Source organism: Cryptosporangium japonicum (genome assembly GCF_039524755.1).
In the GTDB taxonomy this organism is placed as follows: Bacteria; Actinomycetota; Actinomycetes; order Mycobacteriales; family Cryptosporangiaceae; genus Cryptosporangium; species Cryptosporangium japonicum.
The window spans coordinates 115,002-138,202 of sequence record NZ_BAAAGX010000005.1; the positions used below are offsets into that span (position 1 = coordinate 115,002).

Annotated in this window: 20 protein-coding genes; 8 read left to right on the forward strand and 12 right to left on the reverse strand. The window is 72.1% G+C overall.

Going from position 1 to position 23,201, the window contains the following annotated elements:
* Positions 1 to 183: 183 nt before the first annotated feature.
* The 4 genes from ABD437_RS04775 to ABD437_RS04790 form a co-directional block, all read right to left on the reverse strand.
* Complete coding sequence (locus ABD437_RS04775) at positions 184 to 1,149, reverse strand: patatin-like phospholipase family protein (RefSeq protein WP_344647507.1); 966 nt, start codon at positions 1,147 to 1,149, stop codon at positions 184 to 186.
* A complete protein-coding gene (locus ABD437_RS04780) occupies positions 1,146 to 2,489 on the reverse strand; it encodes a WS/DGAT/MGAT family O-acyltransferase (protein WP_344647508.1) in 1,344 nt (447 codons plus the stop codon). The genes ABD437_RS04775 and ABD437_RS04780 overlap by 4 nt, the downstream gene beginning before the upstream one ends.
* 62 nt (positions 2,490 to 2,551) lie before the next feature.
* On the reverse strand, positions 2,552 to 4,015 hold the full coding sequence (locus ABD437_RS04785) for a CpaE/TadZ family protein (protein WP_344647509.1): 1,464 nt from the start codon (positions 4,013 to 4,015) through the stop codon (positions 2,552 to 2,554).
* Entirely contained in the window at positions 4,012 to 4,704 is a 693-nt protein-coding gene (locus ABD437_RS04790; protein WP_344647510.1) for an SAF domain-containing protein, read from the reverse strand. Before ABD437_RS04790 ends, ABD437_RS04785 begins: the two co-directional genes overlap by 4 nt.
* Before the next feature lie 242 nt (positions 4,705 to 4,946).
* Between ABD437_RS04790 and ABD437_RS04795 the strand changes: the two genes are divergently transcribed.
* Positions 4,947 to 5,192, forward strand: coding sequence for a helix-turn-helix domain-containing protein (locus tag ABD437_RS04795; RefSeq protein WP_344647511.1), 246 nt, complete (start codon positions 4,947 to 4,949; stop codon positions 5,190 to 5,192).
* A gap of 5 nt (positions 5,193 to 5,197) precedes the next feature.
* Here the strand turns inward: ABD437_RS04795 and ABD437_RS04800 are convergent, their stop codons facing one another.
* Complete coding sequence (locus ABD437_RS04800) at positions 5,198 to 5,755, reverse strand: hypothetical protein (protein ID WP_344647512.1); 558 nt, start codon at positions 5,753 to 5,755, stop codon at positions 5,198 to 5,200.
* Positions 5,756 to 5,881: 126 nt separating this feature from the next.
* Between ABD437_RS04800 and ABD437_RS04805 the strand changes: the two genes are divergently transcribed.
* A complete protein-coding gene (locus ABD437_RS04805) occupies positions 5,882 to 6,397 on the forward strand; it encodes an Rv3235 family protein (protein ID WP_344647513.1) in 516 nt (171 codons plus the stop codon).
* Between the two features lie 3 nt (positions 6,398 to 6,400).
* Here the strand turns inward: ABD437_RS04805 and ABD437_RS04810 are convergent, their stop codons facing one another.
* Both ABD437_RS04810 and secA read right to left on the reverse strand, forming a co-directional pair.
* Positions 6,401 to 7,714 carry a hemolysin family protein gene (locus ABD437_RS04810; protein ID WP_344647514.1) on the reverse strand — a complete coding sequence of 438 codons (1,314 nt, stop codon included), beginning with the start codon at positions 7,712 to 7,714 and terminating at the stop codon, positions 6,401 to 6,403.
* A 200-nt stretch (positions 7,715 to 7,914) separates the two neighbouring features.
* The gene (gene secA, locus ABD437_RS04815; protein ID WP_425558090.1) at positions 7,915 to 10,767 is read right to left on the reverse strand and encodes a preprotein translocase subunit SecA; all 2,853 of its coding nucleotides are present in this window, start codon (positions 10,765 to 10,767) and stop codon (positions 7,915 to 7,917) included.
* 245 nt (positions 10,768 to 11,012) lie between these two features.
* Between secA and ABD437_RS04820 the strand changes: the two genes are divergently transcribed.
* Positions 11,013 to 11,561, forward strand: a complete 549-nt coding sequence (locus ABD437_RS04820) for a GNAT family N-acetyltransferase (protein ID WP_344647516.1) — start codon at positions 11,013 to 11,015, stop codon at positions 11,559 to 11,561.
* Positions 11,562 to 11,912: 351 nt separating this feature from the next.
* On the opposite strand, the gene hpf is transcribed toward ABD437_RS04820, so the two are convergent.
* From hpf to mtrA, 5 genes are all read right to left on the reverse strand, one after another.
* On the reverse strand, positions 11,913 to 12,554 hold the full coding sequence (gene hpf, locus ABD437_RS04825) for a ribosome hibernation-promoting factor, HPF/YfiA family (protein ID WP_344647517.1): 642 nt from the start codon (positions 12,552 to 12,554) through the stop codon (positions 11,913 to 11,915).
* 361 nt (positions 12,555 to 12,915) lie between these two features.
* Positions 12,916 to 13,638, reverse strand: a complete 723-nt coding sequence (locus ABD437_RS04830; protein WP_344647532.1) for a ComF family protein — start codon at positions 13,636 to 13,638, stop codon at positions 12,916 to 12,918.
* 74 nt (positions 13,639 to 13,712) lie between these two features.
* Positions 13,713 to 15,473, reverse strand: coding sequence for an LpqB family beta-propeller domain-containing protein (locus ABD437_RS04835; protein ID WP_344647518.1), 1,761 nt, complete (start codon positions 15,471 to 15,473; stop codon positions 13,713 to 13,715).
* On the reverse strand, positions 15,466 to 17,208 hold the full coding sequence (mtrB, locus tag ABD437_RS04840) for an MtrAB system histidine kinase MtrB (protein ID WP_344647519.1): 1,743 nt from the start codon (positions 17,206 to 17,208) through the stop codon (positions 15,466 to 15,468). Before mtrB ends, ABD437_RS04835 begins: the two co-directional genes overlap by 8 nt.
* A complete protein-coding gene (gene mtrA / locus ABD437_RS04845) occupies positions 17,205 to 17,894 on the reverse strand; it encodes an MtrAB system response regulator MtrA (protein WP_344647520.1) in 690 nt (229 codons plus the stop codon). Before mtrA ends, mtrB begins: the two co-directional genes overlap by 4 nt.
* A gap of 133 nt (positions 17,895 to 18,027) precedes the next feature.
* On the opposite strand from mtrA, the gene ABD437_RS04850 reads away from it, so the two are divergent.
* From ABD437_RS04850 to ABD437_RS04870, 5 genes are read left to right on the forward strand one after another with little or no spacing between them, the layout of a single operon-like run.
* Complete coding sequence (locus tag ABD437_RS04850) at positions 18,028 to 18,966, forward strand: hypothetical protein (RefSeq protein WP_344647521.1); 939 nt, start codon at positions 18,028 to 18,030, stop codon at positions 18,964 to 18,966.
* Positions 18,963 to 19,637, forward strand: a complete 675-nt coding sequence (locus tag ABD437_RS04855; protein ID WP_344647522.1) for a DUF4129 domain-containing protein — start codon at positions 18,963 to 18,965, stop codon at positions 19,635 to 19,637. Before ABD437_RS04850 ends, ABD437_RS04855 begins: the two co-directional genes overlap by 4 nt.
* Entirely contained in the window at positions 19,634 to 20,812 is a 1,179-nt protein-coding gene (locus ABD437_RS04860) for a DUF4350 domain-containing protein (RefSeq protein ID WP_344647523.1), read from the forward strand. The genes ABD437_RS04855 and ABD437_RS04860 overlap by 4 nt, the downstream gene beginning before the upstream one ends.
* Complete coding sequence (locus ABD437_RS04865) at positions 20,809 to 21,792, forward strand: AAA family ATPase (protein WP_344647524.1); 984 nt, start codon at positions 20,809 to 20,811, stop codon at positions 21,790 to 21,792. Before ABD437_RS04860 ends, ABD437_RS04865 begins: the two co-directional genes overlap by 4 nt.
* On the forward strand, positions 21,789 to 23,099 hold the full coding sequence (locus tag ABD437_RS04870; RefSeq protein WP_344647525.1) for a DUF58 domain-containing protein: 1,311 nt from the start codon (positions 21,789 to 21,791) through the stop codon (positions 23,097 to 23,099). The genes ABD437_RS04865 and ABD437_RS04870 overlap by 4 nt, the downstream gene beginning before the upstream one ends.
* Positions 23,100 to 23,201 lie beyond the last annotated feature (102 nt).

Below are 23,201 nucleotides of genomic sequence, written 5' to 3' on the forward strand. Positions count from 1 at the left end.
CCCCCAGTGTGGCCCACCACCCCGGCGGCAGGCTCCGCCACCCCGCAGGTAAGCCCCGCCACCCCGCAGGTAAGCCCCGCCACCCCGCAGGTAGACCCCGCCACCCCGCAGGCAAGCCCCACCACCCCGCAGGCAAGCCCCGCCACCCCGGTCGACACGAGCCGGAGACCACAGCCCCACGAATCAGCCGGCGATGCGGAGACTGCGCTCCCCGGGGTCGGGACGCAGCGCTGCCCACGACGTACGCAACGAGGTTTCCAGCACGTCGGCCCGTCGCTTGGCGTCCATGAGGTTGCTTCCCAGGACAGCGAGGTCCTCCGGGCCGGGACCCAACAGCGTGACGCGCGTGCCGGAGGCACGCAGTAGCTCCGCCTCGCGGAGCAGTTGCTGGGTGAGCAGCCGCCGGAACCGGCGCTCCAACCGGCCCGCGAACGACGTGGGCGCGTCGAACGCGAACGAGGCCATCGGCGTCAGCACGTACACCTCGTCCAGGTCGAGACCGGCCAGGAGGTCCACGGACGCCGTCGAGTACGTCCCACCGTCCACGTAGCGGCGCCCGCCGATCTCGACCGGAGCGAACCAGCCGGGTACCGCGCAGGAGGCGCTGACCGCGTCGGCCAGCGGAGCCGACGGCGCTTCGTCCTGACCGAACACCACCCGCTGCCCGGAGCGGTAGTCCATCGCCACCACCCACGGGCGGGGCCGGTCGGGCCACTCGTCGCACGGCAGCACCGAGCCGATCAGCCGCCGGACTCCGGTGTGCGCGGCCCGCCCGCGTGGCAGCAGCCCGGACAGCGCCACCATCGGCGACATCGACGACGGGCTCCGCGCCGCCTGCCAGAGCAGCCCGGGCGAGCCGAGCGCCAGCGCCGGGAGCGGCGGGCGCGGACCGGCGCCGTCGACGTCCTCGTCGTAGTCGACGACCGGGTCGCCGGGCACCGAGATCCCCTGCTGGTGCCGCACCATCGACTCCACCGGCACCCCGCACCCCAGCAGGGACGCCAGGATCGAGCCCGCCGACGTGCCGACGAGCGCGTCGACCGAGCGACAGTCGAAGCCCTCGGCACGTTCGAGCGCGGCGAGCGCCCCGGTCGCCCACGCGAACCCGAGTACCCCGCCGGCACCGATCACCAAGCCGCGTCGCGTCATACCATCGCCTCCGTCAGCTCGTCGATGGACTCGGCCAGCAGCCCGGCGAGCACATCGAGGTCCGGCATCGCGTCCCAGTCGGCGTTCAGGCCGTAGTAGACCTGTCCGTCGTACGAGGTCACTCCGATCGCGAGTCCCTGCCCGGGCGCCAGCGGCACGAACGGGTAGATCTCGCGGAGGCGGGCACCGGCCACGAACAGCGGGCGCTGCGGGCCGGGTGCGTTGGTGACGACCAGGTTGAACAGCCGGCGCGACAGGCCGGAGGCCGCCCGCACCGCGAGCGCGTTCAGCGTCGCCGGGGCGAATCCCGACAGCGTGACGAGCGTGTCCGCGCCGACCCGGCGGCCGGGTTCGGCGTGCGCGCGCATCGCGTACGCGATCTGGGTCAGGCGGACGGTGGGGTTCGGTTCGCCGATCGGCAGGTCGACGAGCGACGTGGCGACGTTCGCCCCGACGTCGCCGCCGAACGCGGCCGGTGGGCCGCCGCGGACGCTCGTCGGGACTAGGGCGCGGAGGACCGAATCAGGGCGGACCGGCTCGCCGCGGTAGAGCAGCCAGGACCGCAACGCCCCGGCCACGGTGGCCAGCACGGCGTCGTTCACCGTGACGTTCGGGCGGGACCGCAGCGCGCGGTACCGATCGAGGTCGGTGTGGGTGGTCGCGAACCGGCGCTGCTTCCCGGGCTCGGCGTTCAGTGGGCTGGTCGGGGCCGGGCGGGCCGAGGCCAGCACGCGGCCGGCGCCCTTGACCACGCCCACCAGCTGCCCCGGGTGGCGGACCAGGTGCGCGGCGGCGTCAACCATCAGTTCGGCGGGGCCCGGCTCCGGCGCGGGACGCCAGATCGGTGTCACGCCGTCCGCAGTAGCCGGGCTGTCGTCGAGCAAAACATGCAGCAGGTCGACGCCACCCACGCCGTCGACGAGCGCCGGGTGCGACTTGGTGAGCACCGCGACCCGGCCGCCGCGGAGGCCTTCGACCAGGTAGAGCTCCCAGAGCGGCCGGGACCGGTCGAGGCGGCCGGACAGGAGCCGCCCGACCAGCGCGTGCAGCTGCTCGTCACTGCCGGGGGTGGGTAAGCCCGTGCGACGGACGTGGTAGGCCAGGTCGAACCGGGAGTCGTCGACCCAGACGGGCGGGGTCAGGCCGCCGAGCACCCAGCGCACCCGCTGCCGGAACCGCGGCACGAGCGAGATGCGCTGTTCGACGCGACGACGCAGCCCGGCGACGTCGAGGCCCGATCGGGCGGGCTCGAGAATCGCGAGGCCACCGACGTGCATGGGGGTGTTCGGCGTCTCGGCCGAAAGGAACGAGACGTCCACCGGGTGGAGGCGATCGGACATCTGCGCCCCCTCTCGGGTGACACTCCGCTGTGACACCGATGACACCCTCATGGTGACATGGGTTACTCGTTGGTAGACCCCCTCAAACCGAACTGCACCGATACGGACGTTGCGAGTTCAGTAAGCGCTCGACGCAGGGGCGACTTCTCCGCGACCTCGGCGAGCGTGCGGCCCTCGGCCAGCGCACGGTCGGCGGACCGGCGGTCGTAGGGCAACGTGCGCACCCCGCGCACGCCGGCGAACCGTTCCAGCGCGGTCGCCACCTGCCGGGCCGGGTCACCCGGGATCGGGCCGCGTCTGACCCGGTTGATCACGATCTCCGGCTCGGCGAACTCCTTGAGCTCGGCCAGGCCCCGGATCAGCCGTTGCAGGCCGACCGGGTCGGCGGTGCCGATGGCCAGCACGGCGTCCGCGGACTCGACCGCGGACACGGTGGCGCCGTTCCGGCGGGGCGCGGCGGTGTCGTAGACGAGTTCTTCGTCCTGTTCGAGGCAGAAACCGCAGTCGACGATCGTCAGCGTGCAGAGCGCGCGGGCCTGGTCGAGGATCGAGGTGAGCGCTTCGGGGCGCACCTCGGGCCAGCGTTCGGCGCGGCCCAGCCCGGTCAGGACGCGGAAATCCGGGGTGATGGCGCGGGCCAGCGCGGCCAGGGCGGTGGGGGTCAGCCGGCCGGTGTCGGCCAGCCGGGCGGCTGACGCCAGCCCGGACGCCTCGTCCAGCAGCCCGAGGTGCTGCGCGACCACCCCGCCGTAGGTGTCGGCGTCCACCAGCAAGGTGCTGACGCCGAGGCGCGCGGCCTCGTCAGCGAGGCCGATCGCCACCGTGGTGCGACCGGGTGCGCCGGTGGGGCCCCAGATCGCGATCACCCGCCCCGGGGCGGCGCCGTCGGCGAGCACGACGTCGGCGGGGTCGCGGAGCAGTACCTGCCGGCCTTCGTCCGACGGCGGCGGGGCGCCGCCCGGAGCAGGTTCGTCAGTCGGGCCCGGGATCTCGTCGGGATGAGGCGCACCCGGCGGGAACGCGCCTCGGCCCTCGAGGCGGGATCGGGCGATCGAGGGCGGGGTGGCTCCGCCACGGGTCGGCCAGCGACCGGGGCCAGCACTCGGATCGTCGCCCGGCGCCCGGTGGACGCCACCCCCGGGCGGCCGCCCGCCCGCGGACACGAGGGCCGTGGCGGCTCGGAGGGCGCCCGCCACGGCGGAGGGAGCGGCGTCGGCCGGGAGCACGTGGTCGATGCCGAGGGCCCGTAATCGGTTCCGGCCGGCGTCGTCGGCCGGATCGACGATGCCGACGACGGCCACACCGCTGGACGCCAGCCGCGTGAGCAGCGGGCGGTCGAGATGGGCCAACCCGGCGGGCAGGACCGCCGCGACCGCGACCCCGGTGGAGGCCACCGCGAGCAGCTCGGCCGCGCCGGTGCAGCGGCGCACGACGGTGACACCGGCGTCCCGATCACCCCAGGCCGCCACCAGCGACGCCTCCCAGTCGGCCCCGTCGGCGACCACCGTGAGCACCGCCAAGGTCATCCGCCACCACCGTCGGGATCAGCCCCGTCCGGACCGGTGCGAGTCGAACCGGTCGTGGCCGGGCCGGTGGGAGCGGGAGGGAAGGTCAGCGTGGCCCCCGGCGTCGGTGAGCCGCTCGGGCCCGCCGAGCCGCCGCACCCGTCGCCCGGCGAACGCCCGGCGACCACCACCACGTCGATCTCGGCCGTGCGGACCGCACGCACCACCGCCGGGGCCAACTCGTCCGCGACCCGCACGACCAGCGCCGAGCCGCCGCCGAGGTCCGACCCCCGCACCGCGTCCTGCACGGTCACCGCCGCGAGCACCCGCGTGGGCTCCCCCTCGCGGGCCGTCGCGAACACGTCCACCTTCACGCCCCGCCGGACCGTGGCCGGCACGTGCAGCGCCGCGACCGGAATGCTGACCTCGCTCCCGCACGCCCGATCGATCAGCGCGGCCCGCGGTAACAACTCCCCGGCGCCGACGTCACGGGTCAACGAACGACCCACTGGCGCGGCACCGCCGGCCGCGAGGTACTGCGCCCCGCGTCCGGGCAGCCGGACACGCACCACCTCCACGTCGCCCCGGGTGAGCACGGTGCCGGCCCCGAGATCGCGGGTGACGGCCCAGACCGGTGCCGTGCGGTCGGCCGCGGCGAACAGCCTCGCCCCGGCGACCACTGACGCCAACACCAGTACCGCACCGAGCACGAATCGAAAGTCGAACCAGGAGGGAACACGGCGCCGCCGCGCGGGTGGTGATGCCGGAGCTGACATCCGCCTCCCTTCGGGCGTTTATCAGGTCGGATCCAGGCCACTAGGAACTCTCCACATCGTCGCGTATCGCACGCCACCTCGGAGCCGACTATCCACAGGTTGGTGGCGGCTGTGGACGAACTCGAACGAGGGAAGGGCGGCAATGGCAGACTCAAGGACAGGCGGCGGGAGGTGAGATGGCCACCGATCGATTTCTCCAGCTCTCTGACGTAGCGGAGATCCTCAACATCTCCTCTTCCCAGACGTATGCGCTGGTCAGGTCCGGCGATCTTCCCGCGATCAAAATCGGCGGTCGCGGCCAGTGGCGGGTCGAACGCGCTGAACTCGAGCACTACATCGAGCGGATGTACAAGGAGACGCGCGATTTTGTGCGCGCCCATCCGTTCACCTATTCCGACACTCCCGACGAGGAAATTGGTTGAGCACTTCAACCGGCATGCACGGCCCGAAGCGCTCCGAGCGGAATGCTGCGGATCGATCCGACCGCGGCGGCTCGGCGCACCTGTCCCGGTAAATGCTCGGCGAGCTCGACGAAGTCGCGCCCCACCCGGTCGAACGTTCCTCCGGTCACCCGGCCACCGCGCAATACCACCCGGACCGGTATCCGGTCGCGCGCCAACCGACGCAACGCGTAGCGGAGATCGAGCCTCGCCTCGACCTCCGCACCGGCGCCGGGAACCATCGTGCGCCCGGGCAGCCCGGCGACCGCGGACACGGCCGCGAGCGGCACCAGAACCTCTCGTCGGCCCTCTCCGCTCAGCAACATCCAGTCGGGCCCGATCCGCACGAGCGCGCCACGCACCGGCTCGGCGTCCAGCCACACCTCGACCTCGGCACCCACCGCGCCACGCAACCGGTGCACGAACTCCACCAGCGCGAACTCCCGCCGGCTGCGGTCCGCGGCCTCCGCCTCCACCTCTCCGCGGCGCAACGCCTCGAACTGGGTCTCGGCGTCGGCGAACAGCGACTCCCACCGGTCATCCATCGCTCCACTGTGGGGCATCGAGTCGCGGCGTGAACGTGATTGTCCACAGTCGGCAACCAGAGTCTTGCGCAGAGCTACCTAGCCGACGTTTCCTTATTCAAACGAAAGCAAACGAAGGAAACGTACATGCGGAGTGTCCCGGTGATCTGTCGTCCTCCCGCGCTCGAGCCGCCGGCCGTCGTGCTGCTCGTTCCGGGCCCCGTGCTGGCCCGTGCGGTGGTGCCGCCGGAGCTGCCGTTCCCGGTCGATCGCCCGCCCGAGCGGCGTGCGGAGGTCTCGTTCGAACCGCAGGCGACGCCGCGCCGGGCGTTGCCCGATCCGGCCGGGCACGCCCGCGCGCTCGTGCTCGCGCTGCTCGAGGTGCTCAGCGGGCGTCGTCCGGTGCGGCAGTTACGCCCGCACCTCACCGAGGAGGCGTACGAACGGCTGAGCGGCCGGTTGCACCGGGCGTCCGGGGCCTCGGGGCACCGGCCCCGCCCCCGTACCCGGATCCACGTCGGCCGGACGCTGGTCTGCGAACCGGCCGACGGGATCGCCGAGATCACGGTGCTCGCCCGGGTGGGCAGCCGAACCCGCGCGATCGCCGTCCGGCTGGAGGGCCTGGACGGCCGCTGGCGCTGCCCGGTGCTCACCGTGCTGTGATCGTCACTCCGCGGCCGCGGGCTCCTCGAGTTCGTGGGGCTCGACGGGCGCGTCCGGCTCCGGCCGCACCATCACCTCGGTGATGGCCCGCCGCCGCACGGCACGCACCTCGAACGACCAACGGTCGACCGTGACGACGTCCCCGGGCGAGCGCGGGATACGCCCGAGCACCGCCAGGATCAGCCCGGCCACCGTCGTGTAGTCACCCTCCGGCCGGTGCGGCAGCTCGATCGCGATGTCGACCAGGTCGTGCACCGGGAACGACCCCGGCAGCACCATCGAGCCGTCCTCGGAGATCTGCACCGCCTGGATGTCCTTGTCGGTCTCGTCGTAGATCTCACCGACGACTTCCTCGACGAGATCCTCGACCGTCACCAGACCGTCGATGTCACCGTGCTCGTCGACCACGAGCGCCATCTGCGTGCGTGCCATCGACAGTTCACGCAGGGCGTCCGGCACCCGCATGCTGCCCGGCAACGCCGGCACCGAGAGCACCCGGTCGGCGAGCGTCCCGTCGTCGTCGATCAGCTGACGGAGGTGGACGACGCCGATGGCCTCGTCCAACGAACCCCGGGGCGCGACCGGCGCGCGGCTGTGCCCGGACGCGACCAGCTCGGTGCGGGCCCGCGGGATGTCGAACTCCGCCGACAGCACGAACGCCTCCCGGCGGGGCACCAGCACCTCGCGCAGCACCCGGTCACCCACCTCCAGCGCGCCGACGATCATCGTCTGCTGCAGCGGCGTGAAGCCCTTGTGCGAGCTCACCATCTCGGTGACCTCCTCGCGGGTCACCTCTTCGCGCTGCCGGTCGGGGTCACCGCCGAGCAGGCGCACCACCGCGTCGGTGGTGATGCCGAGCAGCCAGATCGCCGGCCGGCTGAGCGTCGAGAGCAGATCCAGCGGGCGGGCCACGGCGAGCGCCCACCCCTCGGCGCGCTGCATGGCGATGCGCTTGGGCGCGAGCTCACCGAACACCAGCGTGACGAACGTCAGCAGGATCGTGACGATCACGATCGACACCGGCCGCGCCGCGTTGCCGAGGAACCCGAGCGGTTCGACCAGCGGCTGCGCGAGCGACACCGCGGCCGTCGCCGACGCCAGGAACCCGGCGAGCGTGATGCCGACCTGGATCGTGGCCATGAAGCGGTTGGAGTCGCGAGCCAGGCGGGCGAGCACCCGGCCACCGGAGCCCGTACGGGACAGCCGCTGCAGCTGGCTCTCGCGCAGCGAGATCAAGGCGATCTCACTGCCGGCGAAAGCGGCGTTCAGCAGCACGAGCAGTAGGACGAGTGCCAGTTGGGCACCGACGGAGTCCATGGTTCCTCTCGGGAGCCGGGAAGACTCACTCCGGCCGCCGCCGGGTGAGGACGACGGGCCGGACACGCCGCGCCCCCCACAATGGAAACGCCCCGGTTGACCTGCCGTTATCGAACTTTACCAGCGGGTACCCCGTGGCCCCCGAAACGCAAACGCCCGTCCGCGCCGGAGGCGCGGACGGGCGTGCGGAAAAGCGACGATCAGGCCGGGCCGCCCGGCGCACCGTGGCAGCGCTTGTACTTCTTGCCCGAACCGCACGGGCAGGGCGCGTTCCGCGACGGACCGGCGCCGACCTTCTGCCCCGGCGTGGCGGGCTTGCGCCCACCGGCGGCCGAACCCAGCGGGCTGTCGGTGGCGACGGCCACGCCGCCGCCGGTGCCGGCCTCGCCGTCGATCGCCGGCGCGCTGTACTGCAGCGGCTGGTTCGACGTCCGCGGCCGGATCAGGCCCTGCACCTCGGCGTGCTGCAGCGCGGGTGCCTCGATCGTCGGCGAGTCGTCCGCCGCCGGTGCACTGGCCGGTGCCGGTGCCTCCTCGGTCTGGATCTCGGCGTGGAAGAGCAGCCGGATCGACTCCTCCTTGATGCCGTCCATCATCCCGCTGAAGAGGTCGAAACCCTCCCGCGTGTACTCGACCAGCGGGTCGCGCTGGGCGTAGGCACGCAGGCCGATGCCCTCCTGCAGGTAGTCCATCTCGTAGAGGTGCTCGCGCCACTTGCGGTCGAGCACGGCGAGGACGATCTGCCGCTCGGCGTCGCGCATGAGCTCGCTGCCGAGCTCCTTCTCGCGCTTCTCGTACGCGGTCTGCGCGTCCTCGGTGAGACGGGCGGTGAGCAGCTCGGCGTCGATGGCTTCGCGGCCGCCGACCTCCTCCTCTAGCTCCTCCAGCGTGAACGACACCGGGTAGATCAGGTTGAGGCTCTTGAACAGCTCCTCGAGGTCCCAGTCCTCCGCGTACCCGTCGCCGGTGGCCACGCCCACGTACGCCTCGACGATGTCGTCGAGCATGTGCTGCATCTGCTCCTGCAGGTCAGCACCGTCGAGCACCTGCTTGCGCTCGGCGTAGATCACCTGGCGCTGCTTGTTGAGCACCTCGTCGTACTTGAGGACGTTCTTGCGCGCCTCGGCGTTCTGCTGCTCGATCTGGGTCTGCGCCGACTGGATCTGGCGGCTGACCATCTTCGACTCGATCGGCACGTCGTCGGGGATGTTGAGGCGGTCCATGATCGCCTCGACCGCACCGGAGTTGAAGCGACGCATCAGGTCGTCGCCGAGCGACAGGTAGAAGCGGGACTCGCCCGGGTCGCCCTGGCGGCCGGAACGACCACGCAGCTGGTTGTCGATACGACGCGACTCGTGCCGCTCGGTGCCCAGCACGTAGAGGCCGCCGGCGTCGGTGACCTTCTCGGCCTCCTCGTCGACCTGGTCCTTGACCCGCTCGGTGGTCTCCGCGAGGAGGGTCTCCCAGTCCTCGTCCTCCGGGGTGTGACCGGCGTTGCGCAGCTCGGCGGCGGCCAGGTACTCGGCGTTGCCGCCGAGCATGATGTCGGTACCACGACCGGCCATATTCGTCGCGACCGTCACCGCGCTCTCGCGGCCGGCCTGCGCGATGATCTCGGCCTCACGGGCGTGGTTCTTCGCGTTCAGCACCTCGTGCCGGATGCCGCGGCGGCCCAGCATCGTCGAGAGCAGCTCGGACTTCTCGACGCTGGTGGTGCCGACCAGGATCGGCTGGCCGATGACGTGCCGCTCGGCGATGTCCTCGACGACCGCCTCGAACTTCGCGATCTCGGTCTTGTAGACCACGTCGGGGCGGTCCTTGCGGACCATGTCCCGGTGGGTCGGGATCGGGACGACACCGACGTTGTACGTCTTCTGGAACTCCGCCGCCTCGGTCATGGCCGTACCGGTCATGCCGCCGAGCTTGTCGTAGAGGCGGAAGTAGTTCTGCAGCGTGATCGTGGCGAGAGTCTGGTTCTCGTCCTTGATGTTCACGCCTTCTTTGGCCTCGATGGCCTGGTGCATGCCCTCGCTGTAGCGACGCCCGTGCAGCACGCGACCGGTGAACTCGTCGACGATCAGGACCTCGCCGTCGACGACGATGTAGTCCTTGTCCTTCTTGAAGAGCTCCTTGGCCTTCAGCGCGTTGTTCAGGTAACCGATCAGCGGCGTGTTGACGGCCTCGTAGAGGTTGTCGATGCCGAGCTGGTCCTCGACCTTCTCGACGCCGTCCTCGCTGATACCGACGGTGCGCTTGCCCTCGTCGACCTCGTAGTCGCGGTCGCGACGCAGGCGCGGCACGATCCGCGCGAACTCGGTGTACCAGCGGGCCGACTGCTCGGCCGGGCCGGAGATGATCAGCGGCGTCCTGGCCTCGTCGATCAGGATCGAGTCGACCTCGTCGACGACGGCGAAGAAGTGGCCGCGCTGGACCAGCTCCGCGTGCGAACCCGCCATGTTGTCGCGCAGGTAGTCGAAGCCGAACTCGTTGTTCGTGCCGTACGTGATGTCGCACTCGTACGCGGCCTTGTGCGCGCCGGGCATCGCGTTCGGCAGGATCGTGCCGACCTCCAGGCCCAGGAAGCGGTGGACGCGCCCCATCCACTCGGCGTCACGTTGCGCCAGGTAGTCGTTGACGGTGACGACGTGCACGCCCTTGCCGGCCAGCGCGTTGAGGTACGCCGGGAGCACGCAGGTGAGGGTCTTGCCCTCACCGGTCTTCATCTCGGCGATGTTGCCCAGGTGCAGCGCGGCGCCGCCCATGAGCTGGACGTCGTAGTGCCGCTGACCGAGTACGCGCCGCGCGCCCTCCCGGGCGACCGCGAACGCTTCGGGGAGGAGATCGTCGAGCGTTTGGCCGTCCGCGTACCTCTCCTTGAACTGGTCGGTCTGCTCGCGCAACTCCGCGTCCGTCAGATCCGTGTACTCGTCCTCGATCGAGTTCACGGTGTCAGCTATCGCCTTGAGACGGCGAATGATCCGCCCCTCGCCGGCGCGGAGGATCTTCTCGAAGATCACGGGTTCGGTCAGCTCCCTCAGATGTCCTACCGCCATCGTAGGCGCGGGGGGCGGCGGCGGTCCTCCCGCGCTACGCGGCCAGCCGTCCACCGGTCGGGGCGCGGCTCTCCACCCAGTAAACCGCAGCCGAGGGCGATCGGTTCCCGGGAGCCACAACCTTGGCCGTCACCGGCGCGCGCAGAACACCGAACAATAGTCCCGCCGAAGCAATTTGCCGAAGATTTCCCCGTTTGCGGCAGGCCCGACGGCCTCTCGGGCCCTCGACCGGCCAGGATGACGGGGTGGACTCCGTGGAGATCGTCGCCGGACGCTTCCAGCTGCGGCCGTGCCAGACGGTCGACACCGAGTGGATCTGCCGGGCCTGCCAGGACCCGGACATCCAGCGTTGGACCAGGGTGCCGAGCCCGTACCGGTCGAACGACGCGTTCGCCTACGTCACCGACTTCGTCCCGCGGGCGTGGGAGTCGGGCCGGGCCGCGCCGTTCGGCGTGTTCGACGCGGTGAGCGGCGAGGGTCTCGGCACGGTCAGCCTGGTGTCGACGGACCTGGGCGACGGTCTGGCCGAGGTGGGCTACTGGGTCGCGCCGTGGGCGCGGCGGCGCGGCGTGGCCACCGCGGGCACGCTCGCGCTGGCGCGGTGGGCGTTCGGCACGCTCGGCGTGGCCCGGCTGAGCTGGATGGCCGAGGTCGGCAACCACGGCTCCCGCGCGGTCGCCGAGCGCGCCGGTTTCACCGTCGAGGGAACCCTGCGCGACCGCATCCGCCGCCGCGACGGCTCCCGCGCCGACGCCTGGATCGGCTCACTCCTACCGACCGACCTCAAAGATTGATCACGCCACCCGGCGAACCACCGTGGGCGGGTTCCGCCGCGCCGTCGCGGCCGAGGCCCGTGCCCTCGCGTCCCCGCCGTAACGCGCCGCGGACGCCCGGCAGGTAGCCGAGCGTCCGCGACGCAGTGCTTGTGAGGCGCCGCCAGGCGGGCTTGTGAAGCGCCGCCAGGCGCGTTGCTCTGACCTGGAGCCCGCTGAGGGCGGCGCTCACAGACGAGCGCGAGACCGCCTCGTATAGCTGATACTCAAGGGCTCGCGCTCGCCTGTGAGCGCCGTTCTCAGCGGGCCGCCCTCAGGCTGATACTCAAGGGCTCGCGCTCGCCTGTGAGCGTCGTTCTCAGCGGGCCGCCCTCAAAGGCCCAGGCACATGACGCCGTAGTCGTAGCCCTTTCGGCGGTAGACGACGCTCGGGCGGCCGGTGTCCTTGTCGTTGAAGAGGTAGAAGTCGTGCCCGACGAGTTCCATCTCGAACAGGGCGTCGTCCACGGTCATCGGCTCGTTCGGGTGTTCCTTCGTACGAACGATCCGGCAGGGGCCGTCCTCGAAGTCCTCGAGTACGGCGACCGACCCGTGAGCCGCGTGGTCCTCGTGCGGTTCCGAGCCGTTCTGCGGCGCCCACATCGGCGCCGGGATGTCCGAGGTCGCATCCGCCATCGCCGTGGCGACGGAGACGGGAGTGCGACGGCCGTGGTGGACGCGCCGGCGGTCAGCCGCGCGCCGGAGGCGGTTCTCCAGCTTCGTCATCGCGAGGTCCAATGCGGAGTAGAAGTCCGCCGCACAGGCTTCGCTGCGAATCACCGGGCCCCGCGTCTTCACCGTGATCTCGACCCGCTGGCAGGTCTGCGCCTGCCGACGGTTCGGTTCGTGGAACAGTTCGACGTCGATTCGAATGAGCTTCTGGTCGTAGCGCTCAACGCGAGAGAGTTTCTCGCTGACGTGCTGCCGGTAGTGGTCGGGCACCTCGACGTTACGACCCTTGACGACGATGTCCACACGTACCTCCACGCTTCCGCGAACTTGTCAGCTCGCCCGACGGTGGGCGGCTGGTTTCTTTGCGAGGTACCGGTTCCCTGATGTGCTCCTGGCGCTTCGCGCAGGGCGGGAGGGACCGGTAAGCGGCAACCTCCCCTCGATGACATCCATCTGCTCAGGGCGAGAACTGCTGTGGAACCTGAAACTAACTCTTCGGAGTAGGAGTAGTCACCCCTCCACTCCGAGCAAAACATCCGTTTTGTGAGAAGCAGACACTGTCGTGCCTGGTGACCGGCTTATCCAGCGTCCTCAGAATGGAAACAGACACCGCGCGTGGCGACACACTGTTCGTGCGCACTGCACCCACACCGCAACCGGTTCACTACTTCACGTCATGAATCGGGTACACGGTAGCGCCCCGCGGCGGGGTCGCGGCGACAACCGCCGCACCCGCGACCGGAAGGCCGATGTCGGCTACTGCCCGGTAGCCTTCGGCGAGCGTCGCTCCGGTCGTCACGATGTCGTCGACCAGCACGATCGTGGTACGGCCGCGGAGCGAACCGGTTGGCGCGCGCAACCGCGGAACCGGGCCGGGCGCCGCCGCGAACGCACCGGCGACGTTGGCCCGGCGCGCCGCCGCGCCGAGCCCCACCGAATCCGTGGGGACGCGACGCATCGTGATCAACCGGGCCACCTCGGCCGCGAACCCCTGCTGACGCAGCGTAGCGACCGCGAACCGGGCCAACCGGACGACGTGATCACCCCCGCGCGCCCGGATCGCGCCCGACGACGACGGAATCGGTACGCAGAGTAATCGATCGTCGCTCTCCGACACCGCCTCGACGGCGGCCGCGAGCCGGGCACCGAGCGGGACGGCGAGCCCACGGACGCCGCGTTCCTTGTACGCGATCAACGCCGACCGCAGGGCGCCCCGGTACGTGCCGGCGGCGACGCACCCGGCCGGCGCACCACCACCGGGCCGGACCCCAGCCGGTACCCGGACCGGCTCCGTGTGCAGTGCGTGCGGTGTACACACCCCGCAGAGCGGCCCGTCGGCCGCCCCGCAGGCGACGCACGGCACCGGCAGCACCAGATCGGCGAGCATCCTCAGCACGAGCCCACCGTGCCGCCCGGAGCCCAGGCGGACCACTCCCCGGCGGCGCCCCGGTGGAGAACCTCTCAGCCTGGGTAGAACGGCGCGGTGGCCACCGCGGGTGCTATGTCGCTCGTCCCGCCCCGGGCGCGCAGCACGTACCGCTTCCCGCTCACCTCGAGCAGCACCAGCGACTCCGGGTTCTCGGTCGGGTCGGCGCTCACCCGTACCGGTCCCCCGGTGTTCGGGATCGCGCCGTGCTGCTCGGCCAGCGAGCCGTCGACCGGCGCACGCACCAGCGCGACCCGGTTCTCCTGGTCGGGCAGCGCCACCGCCACGGCCGCGTCCAGCGGGCCGAGCCAGGACACGTCGAGCGGGACGCCGGGCACGGTCATCGGCCGGACGCTGAGCACCGGTGCCCGGCCGGTCGCCCCGGTGAGCGTCCCGACGTACACGCCGTTGCCGGCCACGATCAACGCACGGACCCCGTCGATCGAGAGCCGCACCGACGTGATGTCGCGCAGCCGCCGCCCGCCGGGCCCGACGACCTGGATCTCCGACGGCCGCCCGGCGTTCCCGACGCCGACCTCGAAGAGCCGGCCGCCGACCGGTACCAGCACCGTGGCGCGGTTGCCGCCCCAGCTCGGCCGGCCGATCTGGGGCGCCCGCAGGGCCGGCTGCAGCGTGCCCGACGCGTCGCCGACCCAGAGCCGCTGCCCGGCCGCCTCGTCGCGCACCACGGCGAACCGCACCAGGTCGATCGAGATCGCGGCCACCCGCACGCTCTTCGAGAGCACCGGGGTGCCGAGCCGGTACGGGCGGTGCACGTCGCGGGCGCTGGGGTCGTTCAGCACCTTCACGGTGCCCTTCTGCACCTGGAACGTGGGCAGGTTGCGCTGGACGATCGCCGGGTTGTAGCGCCGCCACGACCCGAGGTCCTGACGGGCCTCGAAACCCTGGACGTCGAGCGCGCGCCCGCCGACGTTGAGCCGCACCGCGCCGGAGAACTTGCCGTTGAGCGACCACCCGACCTCGGCGACGAACGCGTTGAGCGCGTCCCGGCTCATCGCCTCGGCCTGGGGTTCGAGCTCGATGACCAGGTCGCCGTCCTGCACCGCCACCCGGCTCGTCCGCTTGATGTTCGGCAGCGGGTTCTCCGCGACCTGACTCAGCGCCTCGGACGGCCCGGCGAGCACGAAGTCGACGATCTGAGTGATCTGGTCACCGATGTCCTCGTTGAGCCATCGGCGTTCCGGGATCACCAGCAGGGGCGTCGGCCCGGTGATCGTGGTGGGGCGCGCGGAGAAGTACACGGTCTCCTGGCTGAACGACTCGGTGAACTTGTTCTCCGGGACGATCAGCGGCGGGGGCTCGGCGAACAACCAGACGCCCTTGATCCGGGTCAGCCCGACCTGCACCTGCCACTTCGGGTTCTCCGCCTCCTCGAACACGCCGTCGCTGTCGACCGTGCCGATCAGGTCGGCCGAGAACGTCGCCGTGGCCTCGTCGCCGGCCTCCTGCACCGACTTCTCGATGCCGCCGCGGACGACGACCATCGACGGGTTCTGGCTGAACGCGTTGCGCAGGGCGGGCGTGGGGAGGTAGCGGTCCCCGAGCGGACCGGGGTTGCGGGTGACGGCCAGCGCGTTCACGTAGGCCTGCACCGACTCGTCGGCGTCCGGGCCGGGCCCGGGCAGCTGCGCGTTGACGCTGGTGATCGTCGAGTCGGTGCTCTGCGACGCGCCGGGGATCGCGACCGGCACCGCCGGGCCGCTGTCGGGCACACGGGCGCAGCCGCTCAGCACGATCGCCACCAGCGCGGTGGCCACCAGCGCCTTCCTAGGCATCCTGCTCCTCCTCCGTGCCGGCGGCGTCGGCCGGGCCCGGCGTCAGAGCCGGGTGGGCCGCCCCGGCCGGAAGCGCACGGGGTGCCGCCTCGATCGCCCGCGGATAGCGCGACCCGGCGTCGGCCGGCGCCAACGGCAGCGGGGCCGCGGCGAGGCGCTCACCGCGACGCAGCGGCAGCGTGAGACGGAACTGGGCGCCGAGCGCCGGCCAGCCCCACACCTGCAGCCAGCCGTCGTGCAGCCGGGCGTCCTCACGGCTGATCGACAACCCCAGGCCGGTGCCACCGGTCTGCCGGGCCCGCGACGGGTCGGCGCGCCAGAACCGGTCGAACACCGCCTGGGCCTCGCCCGGACGCAGCCCGACGCCGTAGTCGCGCACCGTGATCGCGAGCGCGTCCGCGTCGCTGGCCAGCGTGATCTTCACCGGTCGGCCCTCGCCGTGCTCGATCGCGTTGCCGACCAGGTTGCGCAGGATCCGCTCGACGCGGCGCGGGTCGACCTCGGCGACGACCGGCTCGTCGGGCAGCACGACCTCGAGCTCCGAACCGGTGCGCTCGGCCAGCTGGGCGAGCCCGTCGACGGTCCTGGTCACGATCGTGCGCACGTCGGTGTCCTCCGGATCGAGCACCGCGGCACCGGCGTCGTAGCGGCTGATCTCGAGCAGGTCGTTGAGCAACGACTCGAAGCGGTCGACCTCGTTGGAGAGCAGCTCGGTGGAGCGGGCCAGCGCGGGCGGGAACGTGTCCGAGGCGGCGTGGATGACGTCGGCCGCCATCCGCACCGTGGTCAGCGGCGTCCGCAGCTCGTGCGATACGTCGGAGGTGAAGCGCTGTTGCAGCCGGGACAGGTTCTCCAGCTGGACGATCTGCCGCTGCAGGTTCGCCGCCATCTGGTTGAACGAGTGCGCGAGCCGGGCCAGCTCGTCCTCGCCGCGCACCACCATGCGTTCCTCGAGCAAACCGGCCGAGAGCCGCTCGGCGGTGCGGGCGGCGACCCGCACCGGCGTCACGACCTGCCGGGCGACGATGCCGGCGATGGCCGCGAGCAGCAGCAACAGCAGCGCGCCGATCGCGGTCAGCGAGTTCTGCACCAGGCTGACCGTGGCCACCTGGTCGTCGAGCGGCACGAAGTAGTACAGGTCGAACCGGCCGGCCTGGGTGTCGACCGGCGCGCCGACCACGAGGAACGGGCGGGCCGGGCGGTCGTCGAGCGACGTGCGGGTGAACTGGTAGCCGCGCTGCTCACCGGTGGCGATGAGGCCGGTCAGCTGCGCCGGCGGCCGGACGTCGTCCGGGGAGTAGCGGGGAACGTACTTCGGCGAGAGCCTGCGGTTGCCGGTCGGCAGCACGGCCACCGCGAAGTCGGTGGCGCGCGAGCCCCGGTCGGAGAGGTTGCGCGCGGCCTGCCGCAGCACGCTGTCGAGCTCGGGGTCGTCCTGGCCCTTGATGCTGGACAGCTCGTCACCCAGGTAGGTCACGCCGCTGGCCAGCTGCTCCAGCGCCTGTTCCTTCTCGGCGACCACGAGCCCGTCGGTGACCCGGTGCACCACGAACAGCCCCAGCGCCACGGTCATCACGCTGGACGCCAGCAACGCGCTGGTGACCACGCGCAACTGGAGCGACCGGCGCCAACGGGCGAGCACCCGCGCGGACAGCCAGCCGGCGGCCCGCCGGAACCGCTGGTAAACAAGTCGGACGCGCCCGTCGGGCGCGTCCGGTCGAGCCCTTCGCCTCACCCGGTGCCCGCTTTGTAGCCGACTCCGCGCACGGTGAGCACCACCTCGGGGTGCTCCGGGTCCCGCTCGACCTTGGCCCGCAGCCGCTGCACGTGGACGTTGACCAGCCGGGTGTCGGCCGCGTGCCGGTAACCCCAGACCTGCTCGAGCAGGACCTCACGGGTGAACACCTGACGCGGCTTGCGGGCCAGCGCGACCAGCAGGTCGAACTCCAGCGGGGTCAGCGCGATCGGGCTGCCGTCCCTGGTCACCGAGTGACCCGGCACGTCGATCTGCACCTGGGCCTGCGGCGGGCCGATCGTCAGCGTCTCGGGGGGCGCTTCCTCCCCCCGGCGCAACCGGGCCCGGACCCGGGCCACCAACTCCTTGGGCTTGAACGGCTTGACGACGTAGTCGTCCGCCCCGGACTCCAACCCCAGCACCACGTCGACGGTGTCGCTCTTGGCCGTCAGCATCACGATCGGCACGCCTGACTCCGCCCGCACCGCCCGGCACACGTCCAGCCCGCTCATGCCCGGGAGCATGAGGTCGAGCAGGACGAGATCGGGGCGGGTCTCCCGGAACACCGTGAGGGCAGCCTCACCGTCCGCAACGAACGATGGTGCGAAACCCTCACCACGTAGCACGATTCCGAGCATCTCGGCCAGGGCAGGATCGTCGTCGACCACCAGCACACGCGCTCTCATGCCCCACATCGTGGCACTCTCGTCGAGGAGTTGCCGCTGAGCCGCCATACGGACGCGCCGAATCGCTGTCGCACGGGCATGACACGATGTCGCGGAATGTAGAGCGAGAGGGGGCGATTCGCAGGTGAGCACGGTGACCGCACCGGCTCCACCGGTCGGGCTGCCCTCGTTGTCGGCCGGTCCGGGTTCCGGTCCCGTCCCGCTCCGCCCGCTCGCCGTCGGCGAGATCCTCGACGGCGGCATGGACCTGCTGCGCCGCCACCCCGGACCGACGCTCGGCACGGCCGGTGTCACGGTCGTCGTCCAGCTGCTGATCACCGTTCCGCTGTGGTGGGCGATCACCGGGCTGCTCAGCCGCGAGTCGTCCTCGCTCGACACCGACATCCTGCTGTTCCTGCTCACGCTCACGGCCGCGTCGGTCGTCGCCGCGCTCGGCTCCACCGTGGCCGCGGTGATCACCAGCGCGGCCGCCGCGGTGGCGGTGATCCAGGAGGCGGCCGGCGCGCCCACGTCCCTGCCGGTCTGCTGGGCCCGCCTGCGTCCGCTGTTCGGAAAGCTGATGCTGCTCGGCCTGACGCTCACCGGGCTGAACGTGGTCATCGCCGCGATCCCGATCGTCGGCTACTTCGTCCCGCTCTTCGGTGGCCTGATGCGGCTGTCGGTGCTGGTGCTGGTCTTCGAGGGCGGCACGATCGGCAACGCGCTCAAGCGCAGCATGCAGGTGGGCAGCGGCACCGCGGCCGGGTTGTTCCGGCAGCTCGGCATCCGGCTGCTCGCCGGGGCGGTCGGCGGCTTCCTCTGGTTCATCATGATGCTTCCGCTGACGATCATCGCCACGACGGTGGTGCAGCTCCTCGTCGGCGGCGACCCGTTGGTCTCCGGCGACCACGGCGCGCTGCTGCTGCTCACGGTCACCGTGGCGTTCGCGTACTACCTGCCGCTGATCGTCGTCTGGGCGTTCCGCTCGGGCATCGACACGCTGCTCTATCTCGACGGCCGGATGCGCGCCGAGGCGCTGGACGTCGAGTGGGGCCTGGCCGGCCGCCGCTCCCGCACGGAGAGGGTCCGATGACGCCACTCGAGCCCTACCCGCGGCAGCCCGCGGCCGAGGAGGCCGCGAAGGAGCTGTCGAAGCAGATCTACCAGGACGAGAAGCCGTCGCTGCTGCAGCGCGTCGTCGACTGGATCCTGGACACGATCGACCACCTGCTCGACCGCGCCCAGTCCAACAGCCCCGGCGGCAACGTCGGGCTGCTCATCTTCGTGCTGCTGGTCGTCGTCATCGTGGGCGGGTTGATCTGGCGGTTCGGCCTGCCCGGCCGGAGCGCGTCGGTGCGGCGCAAGACCGATCCGGTGACCCCCACCCGCAGCGCCACCGAGCACGAGGCCCGCGCCGACGCGTACGCCGCCGAGGGGCGCTGGGCCGAGGCCGTCCGGGAGCGTCTCCGCGGCGTCGTCGCCGGTCTCGTCGCCCGTGACCTGGTCGACAACCGTCCCGGGCGCACCGCGCACGAGCTCGCGGTGGAGGCCGGTCGGGTACTGCCGAACGCGTCGGCCGACCTGAACGCGGCCGCCGAGCTGTTCGCCGAGATCTGGTACGGCGAGCGCACCGCCACCGCCGAGCACGACCAGCGGATGCGCGGGATCGCCACCCGGGTCGCCGCGGCCCGGCCCAGCGAGGGCGAACTCGTCGGCGCGGACACCTGGGTGGCCCCGGGCACCTCGGCCGGGGAGCCCCGGTGATCCCCACCGCCGCTCCGGTCACCGCCGCCCGGTCGCCGTGGCGCTTCCGCGTCATCCTCACCGTGGCACTACTCGCGCTGGTCACACTCGCGGTGTGGTTGCTGGTGAGCACCCGCTCGACGGGTGAGCGCGCGGCGCTCGACCCGGACGCCGCCCACCCCGGCGGCACCCGCGCGCTGGCCACGCTGCTCGGCAACCACGAGCACCCGGTCACCGAGCTCACCAGCACCGACGACGTGATGGAGCGCGCCGACGCCGGCGACGTCACGGTCGTCGTGCCGTTCCCCTACAACCTGGGCGGTCCGAGCCTCCGGCGGCTAACCAACCTGCCTGACACGGTCCGCGTCGTCTTCGTCCAGCCCGACCCGTTCGCCCTGGACGATCTGGAGCTCGACGTACGGATCGACACCGCCGCCGTCATCGAGACCCGCGATCCCGACTGCTCGCTGCCCGAGGCCACCTCGGCCGGGAACGCCGACATCGGCGGTTACGCCTACACCGGCGGGGGCCTCACCCGCTGCTACGGCGGCCACCTGGCCGTACTCGACCGGCCGTCCCGAGCCGAGCTGGTGTTCCTGGGCTCCGGCGATCCGCTCACCAACAAGCTGCTCGCCGACCACGGCAACGCCGCGCTCTCGCTCGGCCTGCTCAGCGCCCACCGCGACGTGCTCTGGCTCCAGCGCGTCACCCCGGAGCCGATCGCGAAGGCGGAGGCCCGGTCGCTGACCGACCTGCTTCCCGGCTGGATCCCGACGACGCTCTGGATGCTGGCCGCCGCCGGGCTGCTGGCCGCGTTCTGGCGTGGACGCCGGCTGAGCGCCCCGGTCGCGGAGCCGCTGCCGGTGATCGTGCGCTCCACCGAGACCGTGGAAGGCCGCGCCCGCCTCTACCGCCGGGCCCGGGCCCGCCCGGAGGCCGCCGAGGCGCTCCGGAGCGCCACGCTGGCCCGCCTGCGGCCGGTGCTCGGCGTCAGCGCACACTCCGATCCCCGCGAGATCTGCGAGGCGATCGCCGAGCGGTCCGGCTGGCCGGCCGCCGCGGTCGGCCAGCACCTGTACGGGCCGCCGCCCACCGACGACCACGGCCTGGTCGTGCTCGCCGACGCGCTCGACGCGCTCACGGCGGCCGTGCTCACTCCTCCGACCACCGTCTCCGACGAAGGACAGCCGTCGTGACCGATGCGCCCGTGCAGTTGTCACCAACCAGCGACACCGAGGCCGCCCGTGCGGCGCTCGGACGCCTGCGTGCCGAAGTCGGCAAAGTCGTCATCGGACAGGACGCGGTGCTCACCAGCATGGTCATCGCGCTGCTCTGCCAGGGGCACGTCCTGCTCGAGGGCGTCCCCGGAACGGCCAAGACCCTGCTGATCCGCACGCTGGCCGCCGCGCTGTCGCTGGACTCCAAGCGGGTCCAGTTCACGCCCGACCTGATGCCCGGTGACGTCACCGGGTCGCTGGTCTACGACGCCCGCACGGCCGAGTTCGAGTTCCGGGAGGGGCCGGTCTTCACGAACCTGCTGCTCGCCGACGAGATCAACCGGACGCCGCCGAAGACCCAGGCGTCGCTGCTCGAGTCGATGGAGGAGCGGCAGGTCACGGTCGAGGGGGTGCCGCGCAAGCTGCCCGACCCGTTCGTGGTGGCCGCCACCCAGAACCCGCTCGAGTTCGAGGGCACGTACCCGCTGCCCGAGGCCCAGCTCGACCGGTTCCTGCTCAAGGTCGACGTGCCGCTGCCGTCCCGGGAGGCCGAGCTGAAGGTGCTCGCGGCCCACCACCACGGCTTCGACCCGCGCGACCTGACGAACGTCCAGCCGGTGGCCACCGCGGCCGACCTGGCCACGGCCCGGCAGGCGGCCCGCCGCGTCCAGGTCGCCGACCCGGTGATGGGGTACGTCGTCGACGTCTGCCGGGCCACCCGCACGTCCCCGTCGCTGGCCGCCGGTGCGTCCCCGCGTGGCTCCACCGCGCTGCTGGCGACCGCGAAGGCCTGGGCCTGGCTGTCGGGGCGCGACTACGTCACCCCGGACGACGTGAAGGCGCTCGCCCGCCCGACGCTGCGGCACCGCATCGTGCTGCGCCCCGAGGCCGAGCTGGACGGCGCGACACCCGACGGCATCCTCGACTCGGTGCTGGCCACCGTGCCCACCCCGCGGTGATCACGGGCAGGGTCGTTCTGCTCTGCCTCGCCGGTGCGGTGGTGAGCGCGGTGCTTCCCTGGCATGCCGCGACGGCCCAGGTGTGGCTGGCGGTGCTGGCGCTGGTCTGCGTCGTCGACTGGTTCCTCGCCGGGGCGGCGGGCCAGGTGACGTTCCGTCGCCGGGGCGCCACCACCACCCGGCTCGGTGAGTCGGCGGTGGTCACGCTGGTGGCCACGAACACCGGTCGTCGCACGGTGCGGGCCCGCATCCGGGACGCCTGGGTGCCGTCCGCCGGCGCGTCGCCCTACGTCCACGACGTGGTGTTGAAGCCCGGTGCGACCGAGCGCCTCGACACGACGCTGGTGCCCACCCGGCGGGGAGACCGGCCGGCGGTGGCGGTCACCGTGCGCTCCACCGGCCCGCTCGGCCTCACGTACCGGCAGACCCGCCGCCGCGCGATCCGCCGGCTCACGCCGGCCTGGACGATGCGGACGCTGCCGCCGTTCGCGTCCCGCCGGTTCCTGCCGGAGAAGCTGTCCCGGCTGCGCCGGCTCGACGGTTCGCTCGCGGTGCGTGCCCGCGGTCAAGGCACCGAGTTCGACGCCCTGCGCGAGTACGTGGACGGCGACGACGTCCGTTCGATCGACTGGAGGGCCACCGCGCGCCGGAGCGAGGTGGTCGTGCGCACCTGGCGTCCGGAGCGCGACCGGCGCCTGGTGCTGGTCGTCGACACCGGGCGCACGTCGGCGGCCCGGGTGGGTGACATCCCCAGGCTCGACGCGGCGATGGACGCGTGCCTGCTGCTCGCCGCGGTGGCCGCGAAGGCCGGCGACCGGGTGGAGCTGTTCGCCGCGGACGTGTCGGTACGCACGTCGGTGCGGGGCAAGGGGCACGCGAGCGTCGTCGCCTCGATCGGGGAGGCGCTGGCGCCGGTGGAGCCGCGGCTGGTCGAGTCGGACTTCGACCTGGTCGTGTCCGAGGTGCTGCTGCGCGCCCGGAAGCGCTGCCTGGTGGTGCTGTTCACCGCGATCGAGCCCGCGCCGCTGGCCGAGGGCCTGCTGCCGGTGCTGGGCCGGCTCACCGACCGGCACACGGTGGTGCTGGCGTCGGTCGGCGACCCGGCCGCCGCCGCGATGGCCGCGCAGCGCGGCACCACCGAGGCGGTCTACGAGGCGGCGGCCGCGGCCCGCGGCGACGCCGAGCGGCGTCGGATCGTGGGCGCGATGCGTAACCGGGGCGTGGAGGTGGTCGACGCACCGGCGGACATCTTCGCGAGCACGGTCACCGACACCTACCTGGCCATGAAGGCCGCCGGCCGCCTCTGAGGCGACGGCTTCCCGGGGTCTGGACGCCTTTCCGGGCCTACGAGGGCCGTCGTAGGCCTTGGATTCATATGGTCGTGGCAACACTCCTGTATCGGAGTGACG